Origin of the sequence: Paenimyroides viscosum (genome assembly GCF_003858535.1) — a bacterium.
Taxonomy (GTDB): Bacteria; Bacteroidota; Bacteroidia; order Flavobacteriales; family Flavobacteriaceae; genus Flavobacterium; species Flavobacterium viscosum.
Genome location: NZ_RQTJ01000015.1, coordinates 23,339 through 43,059, shown reverse-complemented (window position 1 = coordinate 43,059; position 19,721 = coordinate 23,339). Strand labels below are relative to the sequence as shown.

Sequence of the window (19,721 nt, the reverse complement as noted above, 5' to 3'; positions counted from 1 at the left end):
AAATCGGGTGCTACAAAATATAAATCCAGTCAGTAGCAATATAATTAAGAATACACTTTTCTAAAATTAGCATGTTGTGTTGCGGTAAAATAATCGCGAAATATTTGATGAATAGGTTCGTTTGTGTGCGATGCTTTAATACCTAACTGAAAATACAAATCTAAAATTTTGTGCGATATATTGGCGACCAACGTTTCAGCAAACTGATGAATTTCGGTTTGAATTTCGTCTGCTATTTCTTGCTGTTTTTCTAAAAGAGTTTCAATTTTATCTGCAAATAAATACGTTTGATTTTCTTCTGAAATAACATTGTTTCTAAAGTCTGATAAATCTAAGAGAGGTCTTATTTTTTCTGCTTCGTCCAAAAAATGTTCAGCCATTCCCAGATAATTTACCAGTAAGGTTAAATCGGCAAAAATGCGAAACGGAATTCGATCTAAAACCGCATCGGTATAAAATTCGTTATAAATAAAACTGTGATTGGCATCAACCAAAACGTTCTCAACCGTAAACGAAAACGTTCCGGTAGCCTGCATTCCCATAGCTTTCCAATCGGCAATAATTTCTACCTGATCTTTCGGAATAATAAAAGATCGAATCAATTCTTTGCCATTTTCATCTAAAACCGGCTGATCGTTCTCTATAACCACAGCATTCAATGTAAAATGACTTAAATGCGGCGCGCCAGTTGCAAACGTCCATCTGCCATTAATTAAGTAAAGGTGGTTCAATTTTTTAGCAGTTCCGCCAATAGCTCCGCTTCCGCCAAAACATGTAAAATGATCTTTAAAAAGTTCTTTAGCAATTTCGGGTTTCAGGTTTCGTGAAAAATAATTGGCACCGGCACATAAAGTAACCATCCAACCTAAACTACCATCAATAAAAGCCAATGATTTTAAAAGTTGTAGTCCGTTGGTAAAGTTCAAACCCAAACCGCCATACATTTTAGGAACCCAGATTTGCAGCCAGCGTTCTTTATAAATATGATTGATAACATCGGCAGGAATTTGCTTTGCTCCCAATAACTTTTGCTGAATGGTGGAACTATGCATTTTTTTGCTGCTTTAAAATTTTGTACCAATTTATGTATCCAAAAATGGCAACCATAAACAAAAAGGCGGTTAAGGCAGCATACAAATACAGTTCTTTATGAATTAAAAGCGGCACAGCGAGAAAGTTACTAATGTTTAGCAGTACCCAGTTTTCTATTTTGCGTTTCGCCATAAGCCACATTCCTGCCCAGGCAAAAGCGGTTACCAAAGAATCCCAAAGCGGTACATCGCTGTTTGTGAAATTGGTTAGAAAAATATAGAAAATTAAAAAGGCAGTAACGACAATACCTGCCGATTTATATTTTTCGGTAGTTGTAGTAAACGAAATTGGCGTTTCGGATTGTTGTTTGCCAAATTTCCAGAACAGCCAACCGTAAACACTCATTACCAGATAGTAAAAATCAAGGGTAAACTCGGCATACAGCTTGGCGTTGAACTTAACAAACATAGCCAGAACAATACCAGCAATTCCAAAAAGATAATTGTGAATGTTGTTGCGTTGTGCCAGCAAAACCTGCACAACCGAAAAAAATACACCAAACCATTCTAAAAGGCTGGTTTTACTTAAAATTTCCTGCATCATATAAATAAATTAAATGATGAGATGATAAAGTTACAATCCCTACGCCGGCATTATCCGGATCAGGTGTAGAACTAGGTTCTTGGGTATCATCTCAGCCAATAATAATCGGCACCCCATTGCTGGCTCAAAATTGATGATTTTTTCTGGATTGAGAAAGGTTTTTACATATATATTAAATACTTTTGCAAAAAAAACATGAGTAATATTTGTACAAATTGTGATACGGAGAATAGTTTTGATGCTAAATTTTGTAAAAGTTGTGGGTATTCTTTGCCAAAACAAAATCCGATAGAAGAAGTTATACATCCCAAAACAGAGAAGAAAGTTGTTAAAAAGAAATCGAATTTGCTTGTTGTAATAGGCACTGTATTAGGTTTTTTTGCAACATTTTTTCTGGTTCAATTTTTCTTTAATAATGATAATTCTATTGATAAGGAGATGAAAGCTGTGGCAGACGAACTTAATAAAACCTGCCCCGTACAAGTGGATGAATATACTGTTTTAGAAAATACGGTGGCGTTGCCAGGAAAGATTTTCCAATACAATTACAAGTTGATTGGTTTAGATAAATCTGAAGTTAATCTAGATACTGTACGTAAATATGTGTATCCAGGTATTTTAGAAAATATCAAAACAAATCCCTCTATGGAACCTCAACGAAAAAGAGATGTTACCTTTAAATATTATTATAAAGACAAAAATGGTGCTTTTGTTGACGAATATGTTGTAAAACCAAACGATTACAAATAAAAAAATTCCCTTTCAATTGAAAGGGAATTTTTGTTTTATGAACTTTGTTGTTCTTTAATATGTGCTTTAATACGGTCTTCTAATTCTTCCTGAAGTTCGGGATTGTCTTTAATTAACGCTTTAACGGCATCACGACCCTGACCTAATTTGGTATCGCCATAACTAAACCATGATCCTGATTTTTTAACGATTTCAAAATCAACAGCGATGTCTAAAATTTCACCGGTTTTCGATATTCCTTCGCCATACATAATGTCAAATTCTGCGGTACGGAAAGGCGGCGCCACTTTATTTTTTATGATTTTAACCTTAGTACGGTTACCCATTACATTGTCACCGTCTTTAATCTGTGTTGATTTACGAATATCTAAACGAACCGATGCGTAGAACTTTAACGCATTACCACCCGTTGTAGTTTCTGGGTTTCCAAACATAACGCCGATTTTTTCACGCAACTGGTTAATAAAAAACACGGTACAGTTAGTTTTAGAAATGGTTCCGGTTAATTTACGTAAGGCTTGCGACATTAAACGGGCGTGTAATCCCATTTTAGAATCACCCATTTCGCCTTCAATTTCACTTTTTGGCGTTAATGCAGCAACAGAGTCAATTACCACAATATCAATGGCACCTGAACGAATCAAGTTTTCGGCAATTTCCAATGCTTGTTCCCCGTTATCAGGTTGCGATATAATCAAGTTATCAATATCAATACCTAATTTCTGCGCATAAAAACGGTCAAACGCATGCTCGGCATCAATAAAAGCGGCAATTCCACCAGCTTTTTGCGCTTCGGCAATGGCGTGTAATGTTAAGGTTGTTTTACCAGACGATTCCGGTCCGTAGATTTCAATAATTCTTCCACGCGGATATCCCATTACCCCTAAAGCAAGGTCTAATCCTAATGATCCCGACGGAATTGCTTCTACTTCTTCCACCGCACTGTCGCCCAATTTCATTACGGTTCCTTTTCCGTACGTTTTGTCTAATTTATCTAATGTAAGCTGTAAAGCTTTCAATTTTGCTTCTTTATCTGCACTCATATTCTTTTCTATATTGTAAAAGTAAAAATACCTTTTTTTATTGAATTATAAATTGATTTGTGAATTTTAAATAATCAAATTTTGGTAAAACAGCTGTTTTTTGTAACTTAACAACTATAATTAAAATTTAAGCTATGAAAAAGACCATTTTAATTACTGCATTAGCAACATTTGTAACTGTTATTGGTTGCAAAGATACAGCAGAAGAACGACAAGAAAAGTCGTTAGAAAAAAAATTAGAGCGTAAATATGATAAAGCGCAAGATTACACCTACACCAATTGGGTTTTAAAGAGTAACGATTCTGTTCGAAAAATCTTTAAAGAAAAATTCACCTCGCAGCAACTTACAACAATTGTAGCATTAAATCGTGTTGATAAAAGCACGTTTGCTTCGGTTGATACTTTGTTGATTCCTGATCAGTTCGATGATGATTTCTTGGCATATTCGCCTTTTCCGTACACATTAAGCAGTGCGAAAGATGTAAAAAAGCTGGCAATTTTCTCATATCCTATTCAAGCCTACGGATTGTATGAAAACGGCGAATTGGTAAAATGGGGACCATCGAGCATGGGATCGAAACAGCATAAAACACCAGAAGGACTTTATTTTTGTAATTGGAAAGGCGAAGAAACCGTAAGTACGTTTGATGATGAATGGATTTTACGTTGGAATTTTAATTTAGATAACGAAGAAGGCATTGCGTGGCATCAATATTCATTACCTGGTTATCCCGCGTCACACTCATGTTTACGTTTGTTAGAAGCCGATGCAAAATGGATGTACGATTGGGCTGATGAATGGATTTTAGCCGATAAAGAAACAGTAAAAGCCAAAGGAACGCCTGTGATTGTTTATGGAAGTTATAATTTCGATGGAAGAAAACCTTGGTTAGATTTAGCAAAAGACAGTCATGCAAACGATATTTCGGCTGAAGCTTTAAACGGAATTGTAGGTAAATATCAGGCTGAAATTCTAAAAGAACAGCAAAATCGTGAGGCAGTTTCTGCATCAAAATAATAGTTTATAATTGGCAGTCAGTGGTCATGCTGAACTGGTCACTGAGCCTAGTTGAAGTGCAGTATGACAAAAAAGAGTTATTATAACCGGTTGGGTGTAATTCAAAATAAAAAAAATTAACCACATAGACGCATAGAATTATAACTAATTGGTAAGATGAGATAGAAAATAATACTTTTTTTTTACATAGTTTGCTATGCGAAAAGTAAAACGTCTATCATGATCTTTTAAAACATAAGAAAAATCTATGTTTCTATATGGTGGAAATAATTACACCCAATGGGTTAATATAATTTATTTTTAACGAACGAAAATCTTATTTTAACAATCGGTTTTTTTATTAATTTCGTATAAAAATTAGAAATGAAAAAAATTATTGTTTTACTTGTAACTGTGCTGTTTTTAGCGGGTTGTAAAAAAGAAGTGGAGACACAAGATTCAGAAATTGATTCTACTACCATTCAGCAGAATATCGAAACAAAAGTAGATTCTATCGCTATAAAAAGAAACGATTCTATTCAATTGGCAAAGAAAGATTCTGTGGCAGCGGTTAAAAAAGCCGAGTTAGAGAAAAGTAAAAAATCAAAAAAATATGCCGTTTACAAAGGCGATGCGTTTAGTTATTGGCCAATAAAAGCCAGCGATTCGTTGCGCAAACTTTTTTACAACACGTTTACTAAAGAGCAACAATATACCATAGCGGCATTAAACCGAATTGATACCGACCATATTAAAACGCGCGATACCTTAATTGTACCAAACGAGTTCAAAGCAACTTTTATGGATTACACTCCGTTTCCACGTAAGTTAGATAATTTAGCGGAAGTTCCTAAAACAGTAATTTTCTCGTACCCAATACAAGCTTATGCCGTGTACGAAAAAGGAAATCTTGTTAAATGGGGACCAACAAATATGGGTAAAAAATCGGCTCAAACTCCGCGAGGGTTGTTTTTTACCAATTGGAAAGGACGTAAAGTTACAAGTACCGTTGATGATGAATGGATTTTAAACTGGAATTTCAACATAAGTAATTCCGGTGGTGTGGGTTGGCATCAGTATGCGTTACCAGGTTATCCGGCTTCGCATTCTTGCTTACGTTTGTTAGATGCCGATGCTCAGTGGCTGTACAATTGGGCAGATCAGTGGGTTTTGGCTGATAAGAAAACCGTAAAAGTTAAAGGTAATCCGGTAATTGTTTTTGGCGATTATAAGTTTGGTGTAAAAGGTATCTGGCATCAATTGGTAGAAGATCCTACCGTAACTACCATTTCAAAAAGTGCTTTAGAAGCTATTGTTGAGCCTTATTTGGCTGAAATTTTTAATCAACAAACCATCCGTGAAGAGTATAACAAATCTAAATCAGGTGCTAAACCTAATGCGGATACTTTAAAAATTGTTAAGGATACTATTAATTAATTTGTTATATTTATGGTTTATTAACCATTTAATTAACAAATTATGAAATTAAAATTATTTTTCTTTTTATTAATTCCTTTCTTTTCTATTTCACAAGTTCAAATAGGAAAAGATATGAACGGAGATGTCGCCTCTGAATCATTTGGTGGAACTCTGGCTCTTTCTGATGATGGTAAAGTTGTAGCTGTTAAAGCTGCCAGAAAAACATTAAGTAACCCTAATAACCTTCAACTTACTTATGTAAGGGTTTTTCGAAATGTAAATGGGAGTTGGACTCAAATTGGCAATGATATTGATGGTGAGCGTTTTGGTCTAGTTTCTCTTTCTGCAAATGGTAGTGTTTTAGCAATTGGGTTACCCAATAGTTCGGTTAATGGCACCAACTCAGGTCAAGTACAGATTTACCAATTAAACACGTCTAATGTTTGGATAAAAAAAGGACAAGATATTGACGGATTGTCAACTAATGACTATAACGGAATTGGTGTATCACTTTCAGCAGACGGAAATGTAATTGCTATTGGTGCAAATGCAGCACCGCTAAATAAGGCTGGTTATGCAAGAGTTTTTAATTACAATGCTGGTGTATGGTCTCAAGTTGGACAGGATATTATTGGTGAGGCAATTGGTGATAGAAGCGGAATTAGCGTTTCACTATCTGAAAATGGAAATACTGTGGCTATTGGTGCCGATGTGAATGAGTCAAATGGCAATGCCGGAGCTGGACATATTAGAGTTTACAGAAATGAATCAGGAACATGGGTAAAACTAGGACAGGATATTGATGGTAAAGCTGCTACTGAACTTTTTGGAAGAAATGTGTCAATTTCTGCAGATGGAAATACTGTGGCAGGAGGAGCTCATATGGGGATCTTAAATGGAGTTCGAATTGGATTAGCCCGTGTTTATGAATATAATTTAGGTTCTTGGAAGCAAGTAGGTCAAGATATTCCGGTTACACCTACATATGGGGAGATTAAAGTATCTCTTTCTAGTAATGCTAAAACAATAGCTATTGGGGCAAATAGGCATCAACCATCAGGTGTTGTGAAAATTTTTCGTAATATATCTGGCAATTGGTTAAAAGTTGGAAATGATATTGAAGGTGTTAAACCAGGTGATCAAATGGGAATTAGTGTTTGTCTTTCATCTGACGGTAATACTGTAGCGGCAGGGGCTGTTTCGAATGATGATAATGGTTGGGATTCAGGTCTGGTAAGAGTGTTTGATTTAACAACAGCATCATCAAACAAATTTGTATTAGATAGCTTTAATATATATCCAAACCCAACATCAGATATCTTGAATATCAGTTTAGAAAATAACATAGTTTTTGAGAAAGCCGTTCTTTATAACAATTTAGGTCAAATTGTAAAAGAAACTAATCATGAAGTTATCAATGTTAGTGAGTTAGCAAAAGGAATCTATTTTGTTGAAGCAACAACCAATCAAGGAAAAGCCACTAAAAAAGTCATCATAAAATAATACGGGTTAAATTAGATTAAATTCAAATTACATTGCTGAATATATAGGTTAAACATGTTTTTGTAACTTTAGTAAAACAATTATTAGTTATGAAAAAGAATTTAATTTATATATTCAGTTTTTTGTTGGTGGGCTTTGTATTAATGTCTTTCAACAACAATTTCCGTACAGAAAATTATGAGAAAATATCTAAAGACGGTTTTAAAAACCTGAAAATCCTTCCGAAAGATATTTCAAAAGACAGTTTAATGTCGTTAATGAAAGGCTATAACAAAGCATTGGGCGTAAAATGCAATCATTGTCATACCATGGATAAATCATCAGACGATAAACATGAAAAAGAAATTGCCCGCCACATGATTAAGTTCACAAACGAGCTAAATGCAAAAGAATTTGCGCCAATTGGCGATCAATATAAAAATGCCATACAATGCGCAACCTGTCATCGCGGATCTACAAAACCAATGAATGATACCAAAGCTTTTATGGAAGGTAAAAAGTAAGTAATATTCTTTTTATTTAGAAAAAGTTTAATAACTATATAATAAAATTTAAAATCCACTGAATAGTTTTTGTTTTTCAGTGGATTTATTTATTACATTTACATCTATAAACTTGTAAATAAACAGATTATGAAAAAAAGTACATATATATTTGGGTTTTTTTTAATGCTTTTCTTGGGCGTATTTTTTGTTTCTTGCGATTTTTTAGATGATCATATAAAAAATCCAATAACAACAACCTGTGATAAAAGTGCTGTTGAAGATGCTGTAAAACTTAATCAAATTTCAACAAGTAATTATACAATTACTAATGTGATTTTAAACGGCGATTGTTTAGAGGTTACCATTTCTTCAAGTGGATGTAATCCTGATAATTGGACAATGAATCTTGTAGGTGCAAAAAGTTTAGCCGCAGTATCACCTCCACATATAGGTGTAAAAGTAGAGTTGATAAACAATGAGGCTTGTTTGGCAGTTTTTCAAAAGACAGTTTCATTTGATTTAACAGATTTTCAATGGGTAGGACAAAATAAAGTACAATTAAATATTGATGGATGGAAAACTCCAATTCTTTATCAATACTAAAAACTTTAAAATTCTATAATTTTCGTCATTTGAACTTTAGAAATTTAAATCATAACTTTGCAACCAGATTCTTCCATTTAGAGTCTGGTTTATTTTTATCACTTAAATGTTTATAGCATGCAACTGTATAACACCTTAAGCGCCGAACAGCGTGCGCAGTTAATCGAAGAAGCGGGACAAAACCGTATTACCTTATCTTTTTATCAATATGCAAATATTGAAGATCCTAAAAAATTCAGAGACGATTTATTCATAGTTTGGTCTAGGTTAGATGCTTTAGGACGAACCTACGTTGCATATGAAGGAATCAATGCACAAATGAGTGTTCCTGCAGAAAATTTCGAAGCGTTCAGAGAAACTTTAGAAGCCTATGATTTTATGAAAGGAATTCGATTGAATGTTGCGGTAGAGCAAGACGATTTATCGTTTTTAAAGTTAACAGTTAAAGTACGTAATAAAATTGTTGCCGATGGTTTAGATGATGCTGCTTTTGATGTTACCAATAAAGGTATTCATTTAAACGCCAAGGAATTTAATGAAATGTTGAACGATCCCGATGTGGTTTTGGTAGATTTCCGTAATCATTACGAAAGCGAAGTGGGTCATTTTACAGGAGCCATTACGCCCGATGTTGATACTTTCCGCGAATCGTTGCCCATTATAAACGATCAATTACAAGATCAAAAACAAAGCAAAAAATTATTAATGTACTGTACCGGCGGAATTCGTTGCGAAAAAGCCAGTGCGTACTTTAAACATCAGGGCTTCGAAAATGTTTTTCAGTTAGAAGGCGGAATTATTGAATATGCGCGCCAAGTAAAAGCAGAGGGTTTAGAAAGCAAATTTATAGGCAAAAATTTTGTGTTTGATCACCGTTTGGGCGAGCGTATTACGAATGATATTATTGCCAACTGTCACCAATGTGGAAAACCATGCGATACCCATATTAATTGTGCAAATGAAGCATGCCATTTACTATTTATTCAGTGTGATGAATGCCACGAAAAAATGCACGGATGTTGTTCTGATCCCTGTTTAGAAATCATTCAGTTACCCATAGATAAACAAAAAGAAATACGTAAGGGCATCCAAAAAGGAAATTTAATCTTTAAAAAAGGAAAGTCCGATGCGTTGAAATTCAAAAAAGAGCGTAATGTTTTTGAAGAAGTTGTTCCGGTAAAAGTAGCAACTGTATCCGAAATCCGTAAGAAAAAGCACGAGCGTAAAATATTGATTGGTCAGGGTGCGCACTATTTTACAAAAGCAGCGATAGCCCAATTTACTATAACAAACAGTGAAGTAAAAGTAGGCGATGAAGTATTAATTACAGGTCCATCAACCGGAGAACAGCGTATGGTTTTAAATGCTTTTAAAGTAAACGGACTAAATGCAGAAACAGCAAAAACCGATGATAAAATTACATTTGCCGTTCCGTTCCGTATTCGTTTGTCTGACAAACTATATCTTATTAAAAAAGAGAATTAATAAAGCTAATTTCAGTTCTCTGTCATTCTGAATGTAACAAAGTGGAATGAAGAATCTTTAAAAATAAGAACATAACAGATAAAAATATTTTAAAGCAAGTTGGTATTTACTAACTTGCTTTTTAATTTATAATAATGGATTTAGAAGATATAGCCAAACATTATGAAAAAATGTCGGACAGCCAATTCATCAACCTTATTACTACAAGAGGTTCCGGTTTACGTCTTGAAGTTTATGATCTTATAAAGAAAGAAATAAAAAAAAGAAATTTGAATCCAAAGTTATTTGATAGCATAGAGGTTCAAAACAAAGAATTTTCCATTGAGGAAATAGAATATTACGCAGAACTACTTCGCAATTTACCTTGTACTGAATGTGGGTCAACACATCAAAAATTAAATGGCACTATTATTTATACAGTAAAGAGTTTTATTTTGTTTTCAATCAATAATACTGAATGTTTTATTGCTTGTCCACAATGTTTAAATAAGAAAAATAATAAAGCAATGCTTTCAACATCTTTGCTAGGTTGGTGGGGGTTTCCGTCGGGATTTTTTAAAACACCTGTATATATTTATAGGAATTACAAAGTTAAAAAAGAAAATAAGTGGAATATACCCAATAATGCACTACTTTCATTTACTTTAGAAAACATAGGAAAAATCCAAGCTTACAAGGATAATAAAGAAAAACTTATAAAAATTATTAACTCTTAATTATAAAAATGAAGAAAATCTACTACCTAAAAACCTGCGATACCTGCAAACGAATTTTAAAACAGATTAAAAATTTAGATCAATTTGAATTACAAGAAATTAAAACCAATCCAATTACCGAGAAACAACTCGAAGAAATGTACGCTTTAACAAACAGTTACGAAACATTGTTTAACAAGCGCGCCCAATTGTATAAAGAATTAGGCTTAAAAGATAAAAACTTAACCGAAGCCGATTATAAAAAATATCTTCTAGAACATTATACCTTTTTGGCTCGTCCGGTTATAATTTTTAATGACCAGATATTCGTAGGAAACAGTGCTAAAACCATCGAAGCAATGCTGCAAAAAGTCAACAATTAAACAGTAGCATATTCTTGCTATTTTGCAGATACAAACATTGATTTTCTATTTTAAAACAGTAGTTTTAACAAGAATTTTAGAAAAATCAAGTTTTATGGAAAAATTATTTGCAGAGTTCTTCGGAACTTTCTGGTTAGTATTTGGTGGCTGCGGTGCAGCAGTTTTTGCGGCTGGTGTACCAGAAATTGGTATTGGTTTGGCGGGTGTTTCACTGGCGTTTGGTTTAACCGTTTTAACAATGGCGTATGCCGTAGGTCACATTTCGGGCGGACATTTTAATCCGGCGGTTTCTTTCGGATTGTTTGCAGGCGGTAGATTTCCGGCTAAAGATTTACTTCCATATATTGTTTCGCAAGTATTGGGTGCATCAGCCGCAGCAGGTTGTTTGTATTTAATTTTAAACGGAGCTGGAGCTTTTAGCACAGAAGGAGCTGGAGCATTTGCCACAAACTTCTACGAAATGGAAGGATACGCAGGAAGAAGTTACAGTATGGCTGCTGCTTTTTTAACAGAATTCTTGTTAACAGCTTTTTTCCTAATTATTATTTTAGGAGCTACCGATAAATGGGTAAACGGTAAATTTGCTGGTATTGCTATTGGTTTGGCGTTAACGTTAACGTTAATTCATTTAATTTCTATACCCATCACCAATACATCGGTAAACCCGGCACGATCTACCTCACAAGCGCTTTTTGTACAAGGTGAAGCATTGTCGCAACTTTGGCTATTTTGGACAGCACCAATTGCAGGAGCTATTATTGGTGGTTTGCTTTATAAATTTCTGCTTCAAAAGAGCGAAGAATAAAATATTTAATAGCTTTATCATTTATATTGCTAATAAATGTTGAACACAAAATCCCAAACAAATGCTTGGGATTTTTTAGTTAATCTACACGTTTGTACCAATTTGTGTTTGAGTATTGAACATACTCAATTCCTTTTTCTTTGGAAAAAATAGCAATTCTTGGACCTTCGTCATTTCCAGAGTAACCATATGCCACAATTGCATTTTGATATAAAACATTTTTAAAATAAAAATCTGTAAAAGCATTTACTGGAATTTCATAAACGTCAAAAACGTATTTTGGATAATTATTTTCTCTTTGTTCAAAGCTATATGAAATTTTATCGGTAGTTGTACTGCGTATTTTTACATTAAAGATAAAATTGTTAAAAGATATTGTTGTGATATAATCTTCGTTGTCAGACATTTCACATTCTTGTCCAGGTGTTGATGGTATGAATCGTTCAGTTTTTTGTTCAGTGATTTTACCTTCTATTATTATACCGTTTTGGTTTTCCTATTTAATGGTTTGATTAATAGAATAAGGATTTATTTCTTTTGCCTCAGGACTTAAGCTAGTATAGCAAGGTTCATATTCTCTTCCACAACTAAAAGAAATCATTACTAATATTAAGAAAAGAATTTTTTTCATGTTTATTTAATTTGTTTTAACCATTTGCCATCTCTGAATAAAATAAACTCAATGCCGTTGTTCTTACTGTAAATAATTTTATTAATATCCCAAATTGAATTTTCATCAGTATTTATATTTGGTAATACTAAAACGTTGGTAAAAGTAAAGCCATTTAGTTCTAATGATTCCGTTACATCATTAAACTCTTTGCCATTTGAATCTAATACATTAAAATTATAGCTTACATAATTAGATATTGATATCGATAATGAAGATTGTCCAATTTCAAATTTTCCTCTATAGTTACCAAAGTTAAATAATTGTTCACCACTTTCAACAGTAAAATATCCACAACCTTCATCATCTCCAGCATCAAATTTCTTTATTGATATATCTCCTTGTTCAAAAGAAATAACAACTTCTTCTTGATTTTGATTTAAAAAACTCACATTCCTTTTAGTAACATCAAGATATTCTTTACTAGCGTCAGTCATTAAAGAGCGGTTATATTCATGAGGTACACATTCTTTTTCACAGCTATTAAAAAGAAATACCAACAGCAAAAAAAGCATTATTTTTTTCATAAAAGATTTTGTCTAAATTTTATTACAAATAAATGAAAAATTTCCTATCATAATTTTTTTCGTCACCAAATAACATATAAATGTATTATTCCCATACTATCAATCAATTAAAAAACAAGAACCTTAAACATAGAAATTAAAATAATACATTGTTTAACCTAAATTCCTTAAATTCGCACATTGAATTTAAAAACAGTATCATGAGCACCAAATTCACAGAGTATAAAGGATTAGATTTACCAACCGTAGCAACCGAAATGTTACAGTATTGGAAAGATCAGTCCATCTTTGATAAATCGGTTACTTCTCGCGAAGGCAACCCATCGTTTGTGTTTTTTGAGGGTCCGCCTTCTGCAAACGGAAAACCTGGTATTCACCACGTTATGGCTCGTGCTATTAAAGATATTTTCTGCCGATACAAAACCCAAAAAGGTTTTCAGGTTAAGCGTAAAGCTGGTTGGGATACCCACGGTTTGCCTGTTGAATTAGGTACCGAAAAAGAATTGGGAATTACCAAAGAAGATATCGGAACAAAAATATCGGTAGAAGAGTATAACGAAGCGTGTAAACGTACTGTAATGCGCTACACCGATTTATGGAACGATTTAACTGAAAAAATGGGTTACTGGGTAGACATGAACGATCCGTACATTACCTACAAACCCAAATATATGGAAACCGTTTGGTGGCTTTTAAAGCAAATTTACAACAAAGATTTGCTGTACAAAGGTTACACCATTCAGCCGTATTCGCCAAAAGCGGGTACAGGTTTGTCGTCGCATGAGGTGAATCAGCCAGGATCATATCGCGATGTTACCGATACTACCATTGTTGCGCAGTTTAAAACCATAGAAAATTCGTTACCTGAATTTTTAAAAGGATTTGGACAAATCGATATCATGGCTTGGACAACCACACCGTGGACGTTACCGAGTAATACCGCATTAACTGTTGGTCCAAAAATCGATTATGTGTTGGTAAAAACATTCAATCAATATACTTTTGAACCTATCACGGTAATCTTAGGAAAACCTTTAGTAGCAAAGCAGTTTGCAGGTAAATATATTGCTGTTGAAACCGAAGCTGAACTAGCAGATTACAAAGAAAATGATAAAAAAATTCCTTATTTCATTGTAAAAGAATTTAAAGGAATTGATTTGGTCGGTATTCGTTATGAGCAATTGTTGCCGTACACATTGCCGTATCAAAACCCTGAGAATGCTTTCCGTGTAATTGCAGGCGATTTCGTAACAACCGAAGATGGAACGGGTATTGTACACACCGCGCCTACTTTTGGTGCAGACGATGCTAAGGTTGCCAAAGAAGCAACACCAGAAGTACCGCCAATGTTGATTTTAGACGATGCCGGAAACGCAGTGCCGTTGGTAGATTTGCAAGGTCGTTTTGTTGCACAAATGGGCGACATGGCAGGAAAATATGTTAAGAACGAATATTACAATGATGGCGAAGCACCTGAAAAATCGGTCGATGTTGAAATTGCAATCCGTTTAAAAGAAGAAAACAAAGCCTTTAAGGTAGAAAAATACGTACACAGTTATCCGCATTGTTGGAGAACCGATAAACCGATCTTATATTATCCTTTAGATTCTTGGTTTATCAAGGTTACCGAAGTGAAAGATAAAATGTTCGATTTAAATGAAGAAATCAATTGGAAACCTAAAGCAACAGGTGAAGGTCGTTTTGGAAACTGGCTTAAAAATGCCAACGACTGGAATTTATCTCGCTCACGTTATTGGGGAATTCCGTTGCCAATCTGGAGAACCGAAGATAAAACTGAAGAATTAATCGTTGGATCGGTAGAAGAATTGGTTGTCGAGCTTGAAAAAGCAATGAAAGCAGGCGTTCAAACTCAAAATCCGTTCGATGGTTTTGTGGTGGGCGATATGAGTGAGGAAAACTATGATAAAATCGACTTGCATAAAAATGTGGTTGATGGTATCACACTGATTTCTCCATCGGGTAAACCAATGAAACGCGAAACCGATTTAATTGATGTTTGGTTCGATTCTGGTGCCATGCCTTATGCACAATGGCATTATCCGTTTGAAAATAAAGAATATATCGACAATCACGAAAACTTCCCTGCTGATTTTATCGCAGAAGGAGTTGACCAAACACGTGGTTGGTTTTATACATTACACGCAATTGGAACGTTGGTTTTTGGCGAAAAAGCGTATAAAAACGTAGTATCGAACGGTTTGGTTTTAGATAAGAACGGTATCAAAATGTCTAAAAGTAAAGGCAACACCATTGATCCTTTCCAAACAATTGCAGATCACGGTCCCGATGCTACGCGTTGGTACATGATCATGAATGCCAATCCGTGGGATAATTTAAAATTCGATTTAGACGGAATTACCGAGGTTCGTCGTAAATTCTTCGGAACGTTGTATAACACCTATTCGTTCTTTGTCTTATATGCAAATATCGACGGATTTACCTACAGCGAAGACGAAGTTCCTATGGAAGATCGTCCGGAAATTGACCGTTGGATTTTATCAGAATTAAATTCGTTGATTAAAACGGTTGACGAAGCTTATGCAGATTACGAGCCAACTAAAGCAGCACGCGCTATATCTGATTTTGTTCAGGAAAACCTGAGTAACTGGTACGTTCGTTTATGCCGCCGCCGTTTCTGGAAAGGTGAATACGCACAGGATAAAATTGCTGCTTACCAAACTTTGTACACTTGTTTAACTACAGTTGCAAAATTGTCTGCACCAATTGCGCCATTTTTTATGGACAAGCTTTACAAAGATTTAACACAGGCAACTGCAAAAGAATCATTTGAATCTGTACATTTGGCCGATTTTCCTATTTACGATGAAAAAGTTGTTAATAAGTCGTTAGAAAGTAAAATGGAAAAAGCGCAAACCGTATCATCTTTAGTATTATCATTGCGTAAGAAAGAAATGATTAAAGTACGCCAGCCGTTACAAAAAGTAATGATTCCTGTTTTAGACGAAAATCAAAAGGTAGAAATTGAGGCAGTTGCAGATTTAATCATGGCAGAAGTAAATGTGAAGGAAGTAGAATTGTTAAACGATGCTTCGGGAATTCTGGTAAAACAAATCAAACCGAATTTTAAAGCATTAGGTCCACGTTTCGGAAAAGAAATGGGGAATATAGCAAAAGCTATTCAAAATTTTACACAGGAACAAATTAGTGAGATCGAAAAAAACAACGAAATATCTTTGGAAATATCAGGAAATCTGGTTAAATTAACAAATGAAGATGTTGAGGTTTCATCACAAGACATTGAAGGTTGGTTAGTAGCAAACGCAAACGGAATTACAGTTGCTTTGGATATTACCTTAACCGACGAATTAAAGAAAGAAGGAATAGCGCGCGAATTGGTTAACAGAATCCAGAATATACGTAAAGATTCAGGGTTTGAAGTAACCGATAAAGTAAAAATTAAAATGCAGCAAAACTCGGTTATCCAAGAAGCCGTTACAGCAAACATTGAATATATTAAGGCAGAAACACTTACAGAAACGCTTGAATTTGTTGATGATTTGAAAAATGGTACAGAAATTGAGTTTGACGATATGATAACCAAAATTAGTGTTTCAAAATAAAATTGTTTAGTTATGGAAAAGGAAAATGTACAAGTTAGATACGCAGACGCAGATTTAGCTGAATTTAAAGAAATCATCTTAAAAAAGATAGAGAAAGCACAAGCAGATTTAGATTTGATTAAAAGCGCTTATATGAACGATTTAAATAATGGTACCGATGATACATCGCCTACATTTAAAGCGTTTGAAGAAGGTAGCGAAACGCTTTCTAAAGAAGCAAACTCGCAATTGGCAACCCGCCAGGAAAAGTTTTTACGCGATTTGCGAAATGCTTTGGTGCGAATTGAAAACAAAACCTACGGAATTTGCCGTGTAACCGGTAAATTAATCGAAAAAGAACGTCTTAAATTGGTTCCGCATGCTACAATGAGCATGGAGGCTAAATTACAGCAACGTTAATTTATAAAACGCTCTTAATTAAGAGCGTTTTTTGTTTTAAATAACTTACATTTGTGCAAAATTTTTGCATATTATGTCGTTTAACAAGGCTTTATTTTTAGCGATTGTAGTTATTATTATCGATCAAATTTCAAAGATATATATCAAAACCAATTTTGCAATTGATGATTTTGTAAAAGTAGGAGGTTTTGATTGGTTTCAAATTCGTTTCATTGAAAACGACGGAATGGCTTGGGGAGTTGAACTTCCGGGCAATTACGGTAAGTTGTTGTTAACTTCGTTCAGAATTATTGCAGTTGGCGGAATTTTGTACTGGTTGCATGATTCAATAAAAAAAAGAGGTTCAAATATCTTAATTGTTGCTATTGCCTTGATTTTAGCGGGTGCGGTTGGTAATATTATTGATTCTGTTTTTTACGGTGTAATTTTTAACGACAGCCACAGCCAAATTGCAACAATGTTCAGCGATCAGCCTTACGGAAGTTGGTTTCACGGTAAAGTGGTAGATATGTTCTATTTTCCTATTTGGAAAGGTTATTTGCCAGATTGGTTGCCTGTTTGGGGCGGGAAGCACTTCACTTTTTTCAACGCCATTTTTAATGTTGCCGATGTAGCCATTTCAGTAGGTGTTGGACTATTAATTGTGTTCAATCAAAAAGTTTTTAAATAGGATTTCTGCTCAAACAGAAATCTTTTTTTATCTTTAAAAAAATAAACTAAATAAATTTTATGGAAGCATTTCAGTTAGCCGCACAGGCAACCAAGAAAGAACAAGCTATTTTTTATAAAAAAACCTACCTTAATTTGGCGTTAGGTTTGGTAGCCTTTGTAATTTTAGAAACTATTTTCTTACGTATAGAACCTTTGGTAGATTTCATGTTAAGCTTAACACAAGGTTATTTATGGTTGGTTTTATTAGGCGGATTTATGGGCGTTTCGTATATCGCACAAAAAATGGCTTATAACGATACCAGTTTGGCAAAGCAGTATTTAGGATATTTTCTTTACATTGTTGCACAGGCAATTATTTTTGTGCCGATACTTTACATTGCTATTTATTACACCGGAAGTTACGAGTTGTTAACGCAGGCAGCTATTATTACAGGTAGTTTATTTTTAGGATTAACCTTTGTGGTATTTAGTACAAAAGCCGATTTTTCTTTTTTAAGAAGCATTTTAGCGATTGGATTTTTCGTAGCAATAGGCGCAATCGTTGCCGGTATGTTGTTTAATTTCGATTTAGGCTTATGGTTTTCTGTCGGAATGATCGTTTTAGCATCAGGATCTATCTTATACAACACACACCAGATTAAAAACGACTTTGGAACTAACCAATACATTGCGGCAGCTTTGTCTTTGTTTTCGTCGTTAATGTTGTTGTTTTGGTATGTACTACGTTTGTTAATGAGTAGAAATTAACGCACATTAATCTTTTCAATTAAAACATAAATGTCCCTAAAAATTTCAATTTTTAGGGACATTTTATAATTAATGATTTTTATACTATTTCAAAGCCTGATCAATATCGGCAATTAAATCTTCAATATCTTCCACACCAACACTTAAACGTACCATATCGTCGGTAACGCCAATTTCTGCTCGTTTTTCTGCGGGAATTGATGCGTGTGTCATTAAAGCAGGATGGTTTGCTAACGATTCTACACCACCTAACGATTCTGCCAAAGTAAACACTTTCAATTTCTCTAAAAACGAAATAGCATCTGCCTTTGCTTCCGATTTAAATGTAAACGAAACCATTCCACCAAAACCTTTTGTCATCTGCTTTTTAGCCAAATCGTGTTGCGGATGCGATGCCAAACCAGGATATAACACCTTATCAATTAATGGATGTTGCTCTAAAAACTCAGCAACTTTTTGTCCGTTGAAACAATGGCGTTCTACACGTAAATGCAAGGTTTTAATTCCGCGCAAAACCAAGAAGCATTCTTGCGGACCTAAAGTTGCACCGGTTGCAAACTGAGTAAAATGTAATTGTTTGCCTAATTCTTCGTCTTTAATAATCAAAGCTCCGGCAATAACGTCCGAATGTCCGCCTAAATATTTTGTAGCAGAATGCATTACAATATCTGCACCCAAATCTAACGGTTTTTGCAAATACGGAGTTGCAAAAGTATTATCAACCGCAAATAATATCTTGTGCTTTTTGGTGATCGTTGCAATAGCTTCGATATCTGCCAGTTTCATTAACGGATTCGTAGGTGTTTCAATCCAAACTAATTTGGTTTTATCGTTAATTTTTGACTGAAACAACTCTAAATCGTTCATGTCGATAAAATGAAACTTAATACCTAAATCCTGATAAAAACGAGTGAATAATCTATACGTTCCACCATATAAATCGTCCATTGCGATAACTTCATCATTCGGTTTCAACAAGCGCATAACGCAATCAATTGCTGCTAAACCAGACGAAAATGCCAAACCGCGTGCACCGTTTTCAATACTTTCTAAAGCGTGTTCTAAAGCAGTACGTGTAGGATTGTCGGCACGGCTGTATTCATAGCCTGTATGAACGCCCGGACTAGTTTGTGCAAAGGTTGATGTATGATAAACCGGCGGCATTACCGCACCGGTTGATGGGTCGTGATGCTGCCCGCCGTGTATAACTTTGGTGTTGAATTTCATAATTTTTAATTTTAAAAAATATGAACAAAGATACCACTTAAAACCGACTAAAATTTATAGATTTGTTTAAAAT

Annotated in this window: 20 protein-coding genes; 14 read left to right on the top strand and 6 right to left on the bottom strand. The window is 34.5% G+C overall.

The window, feature by feature from the left end; translation table 11 throughout:
• Positions 1-44: 44 nt before the first annotated feature.
• Together EG242_RS08515 and pnuC are read right to left on the bottom strand one after the other, a co-directional pair.
• Complete coding sequence (locus EG242_RS08515; RefSeq protein ID WP_124899468.1) at positions 45-1,052, bottom strand: acyl-CoA dehydrogenase family protein; 1,008 nt, start codon at positions 1,050-1,052, stop codon at positions 45-47.
• Positions 1,045-1,635: a nicotinamide riboside transporter PnuC gene (gene pnuC, locus EG242_RS08510; protein ID WP_124899467.1), complete on the bottom strand. Its 591-nt coding sequence runs from the start codon at positions 1,633-1,635 to the stop codon at positions 1,045-1,047. Before pnuC ends, EG242_RS08515 begins: the two co-directional genes overlap by 8 nt.
• 195 nt (positions 1,636-1,830) lie before the next feature.
• On the opposite strand from pnuC, the gene EG242_RS08505 reads away from it, so the two are divergent.
• Positions 1,831-2,385: a zinc ribbon domain-containing protein gene (locus EG242_RS08505; RefSeq protein ID WP_124899466.1), complete on the top strand. Its 555-nt coding sequence runs from the start codon at positions 1,831-1,833 to the stop codon at positions 2,383-2,385.
• A gap of 35 nt (positions 2,386-2,420) precedes the next feature.
• Here EG242_RS08505 and recA read toward each other — a convergent pair whose 3' ends face one another.
• Positions 2,421-3,428 (bottom strand): recombinase RecA, encoded by a 1,008-nt coding sequence (recA, locus tag EG242_RS08500; RefSeq protein WP_124899465.1) that lies wholly within the window; start codon positions 3,426-3,428, stop codon positions 2,421-2,423.
• A gap of 134 nt (positions 3,429-3,562) precedes the next feature.
• Here recA and EG242_RS08495 point away from each other — a divergent pair, with 134 nt between their 5' ends.
• From EG242_RS08495 to aqpZ, 9 genes are all read left to right on the top strand, one after another.
• Positions 3,563-4,447 (top strand): L,D-transpeptidase, encoded by an 885-nt coding sequence (locus EG242_RS08495; RefSeq protein WP_124899464.1) that lies wholly within the window; start codon positions 3,563-3,565, stop codon positions 4,445-4,447.
• A 363-nt stretch (positions 4,448-4,810) separates the two neighbouring features.
• Positions 4,811-5,863: a L,D-transpeptidase family protein gene (locus EG242_RS08490; RefSeq protein WP_124899463.1), complete on the top strand. Its 1,053-nt coding sequence runs from the start codon at positions 4,811-4,813 to the stop codon at positions 5,861-5,863.
• A 42-nt stretch (positions 5,864-5,905) separates the two neighbouring features.
• Positions 5,906-7,348 carry a T9SS type A sorting domain-containing protein gene (locus EG242_RS15050; protein WP_235831891.1) on the top strand — a complete coding sequence of 481 codons (1,443 nt, stop codon included), beginning with the start codon at positions 5,906-5,908 and terminating at the stop codon, positions 7,346-7,348.
• Positions 7,349-7,437: 89 nt separating this feature from the next.
• Complete coding sequence (locus EG242_RS08480; protein WP_124899462.1) at positions 7,438-7,851, top strand: c-type cytochrome; 414 nt, start codon at positions 7,438-7,440, stop codon at positions 7,849-7,851.
• 129 nt (positions 7,852-7,980) lie between these two features.
• Positions 7,981-8,436 (top strand): hypothetical protein, encoded by a 456-nt coding sequence (locus EG242_RS08470; RefSeq protein WP_124899461.1) that lies wholly within the window; start codon positions 7,981-7,983, stop codon positions 8,434-8,436.
• Positions 8,437-8,553: 117 nt separating this feature from the next.
• The gene (trhO, locus tag EG242_RS08465; RefSeq protein WP_124899460.1) at positions 8,554-9,921 is read left to right on the top strand and encodes an oxygen-dependent tRNA uridine(34) hydroxylase TrhO; all 1,368 of its coding nucleotides are present in this window, start codon (positions 8,554-8,556) and stop codon (positions 9,919-9,921) included.
• A gap of 134 nt (positions 9,922-10,055) precedes the next feature.
• Complete coding sequence (locus EG242_RS08460) at positions 10,056-10,637, top strand: hypothetical protein (RefSeq protein ID WP_124899459.1); 582 nt, start codon at positions 10,056-10,058, stop codon at positions 10,635-10,637.
• 8 nt (positions 10,638-10,645) lie between these two features.
• The gene (locus EG242_RS08455) at positions 10,646-10,999 is read left to right on the top strand and encodes an arsenate reductase family protein (protein ID WP_124899458.1); all 354 of its coding nucleotides are present in this window, start codon (positions 10,646-10,648) and stop codon (positions 10,997-10,999) included.
• A gap of 73 nt (positions 11,000-11,072) precedes the next feature.
• On the top strand, positions 11,073-11,804 hold the full coding sequence (gene aqpZ, locus EG242_RS08450) for an aquaporin Z (RefSeq protein ID WP_262673693.1): 732 nt from the start codon (positions 11,073-11,075) through the stop codon (positions 11,802-11,804).
• 79 nt (positions 11,805-11,883) lie between these two features.
• Here aqpZ and EG242_RS08445 read toward each other — a convergent pair whose 3' ends face one another.
• Both EG242_RS08445 and EG242_RS08440 read right to left on the bottom strand, forming a co-directional pair.
• A complete protein-coding gene (locus tag EG242_RS08445; protein ID WP_124899456.1) occupies positions 11,884-12,210 on the bottom strand; it encodes a hypothetical protein in 327 nt (108 codons plus the stop codon).
• Between the two features lie 227 nt (positions 12,211-12,437).
• The gene (locus EG242_RS08440; RefSeq protein WP_124899455.1) at positions 12,438-13,001 is read right to left on the bottom strand and encodes a hypothetical protein; all 564 of its coding nucleotides are present in this window, start codon (positions 12,999-13,001) and stop codon (positions 12,438-12,440) included.
• Positions 13,002-13,201: 200 nt separating this feature from the next.
• On the opposite strand from EG242_RS08440, the gene ileS reads away from it, so the two are divergent.
• From ileS to EG242_RS08420, 4 genes are all read left to right on the top strand, one after another.
• Complete coding sequence (gene ileS, locus EG242_RS08435; RefSeq protein WP_124899454.1) at positions 13,202-16,603, top strand: isoleucine--tRNA ligase; 3,402 nt, start codon at positions 13,202-13,204, stop codon at positions 16,601-16,603.
• Positions 16,604-16,615: 12 nt separating this feature from the next.
• On the top strand, positions 16,616-17,002 hold the full coding sequence (locus EG242_RS08430) for a TraR/DksA family transcriptional regulator (RefSeq protein ID WP_124899453.1): 387 nt from the start codon (positions 16,616-16,618) through the stop codon (positions 17,000-17,002).
• Between the two features lie 73 nt (positions 17,003-17,075).
• Entirely contained in the window at positions 17,076-17,672 is a 597-nt protein-coding gene (locus tag EG242_RS08425) for a lipoprotein signal peptidase (RefSeq protein WP_124899452.1), read from the top strand.
• A 59-nt stretch (positions 17,673-17,731) separates the two neighbouring features.
• Positions 17,732-18,421, top strand: a complete 690-nt coding sequence (locus EG242_RS08420; protein ID WP_124899451.1) for a Bax inhibitor-1/YccA family protein — start codon at positions 17,732-17,734, stop codon at positions 18,419-18,421.
• Positions 18,422-18,505: 84 nt separating this feature from the next.
• Here the strand turns inward: EG242_RS08420 and EG242_RS08415 are convergent, their stop codons facing one another.
• Positions 18,506-19,648 (bottom strand): cystathionine gamma-synthase, encoded by a 1,143-nt coding sequence (locus EG242_RS08415; protein ID WP_124899450.1) that lies wholly within the window; start codon positions 19,646-19,648, stop codon positions 18,506-18,508.
• Positions 19,649-19,721 lie beyond the last annotated feature (73 nt).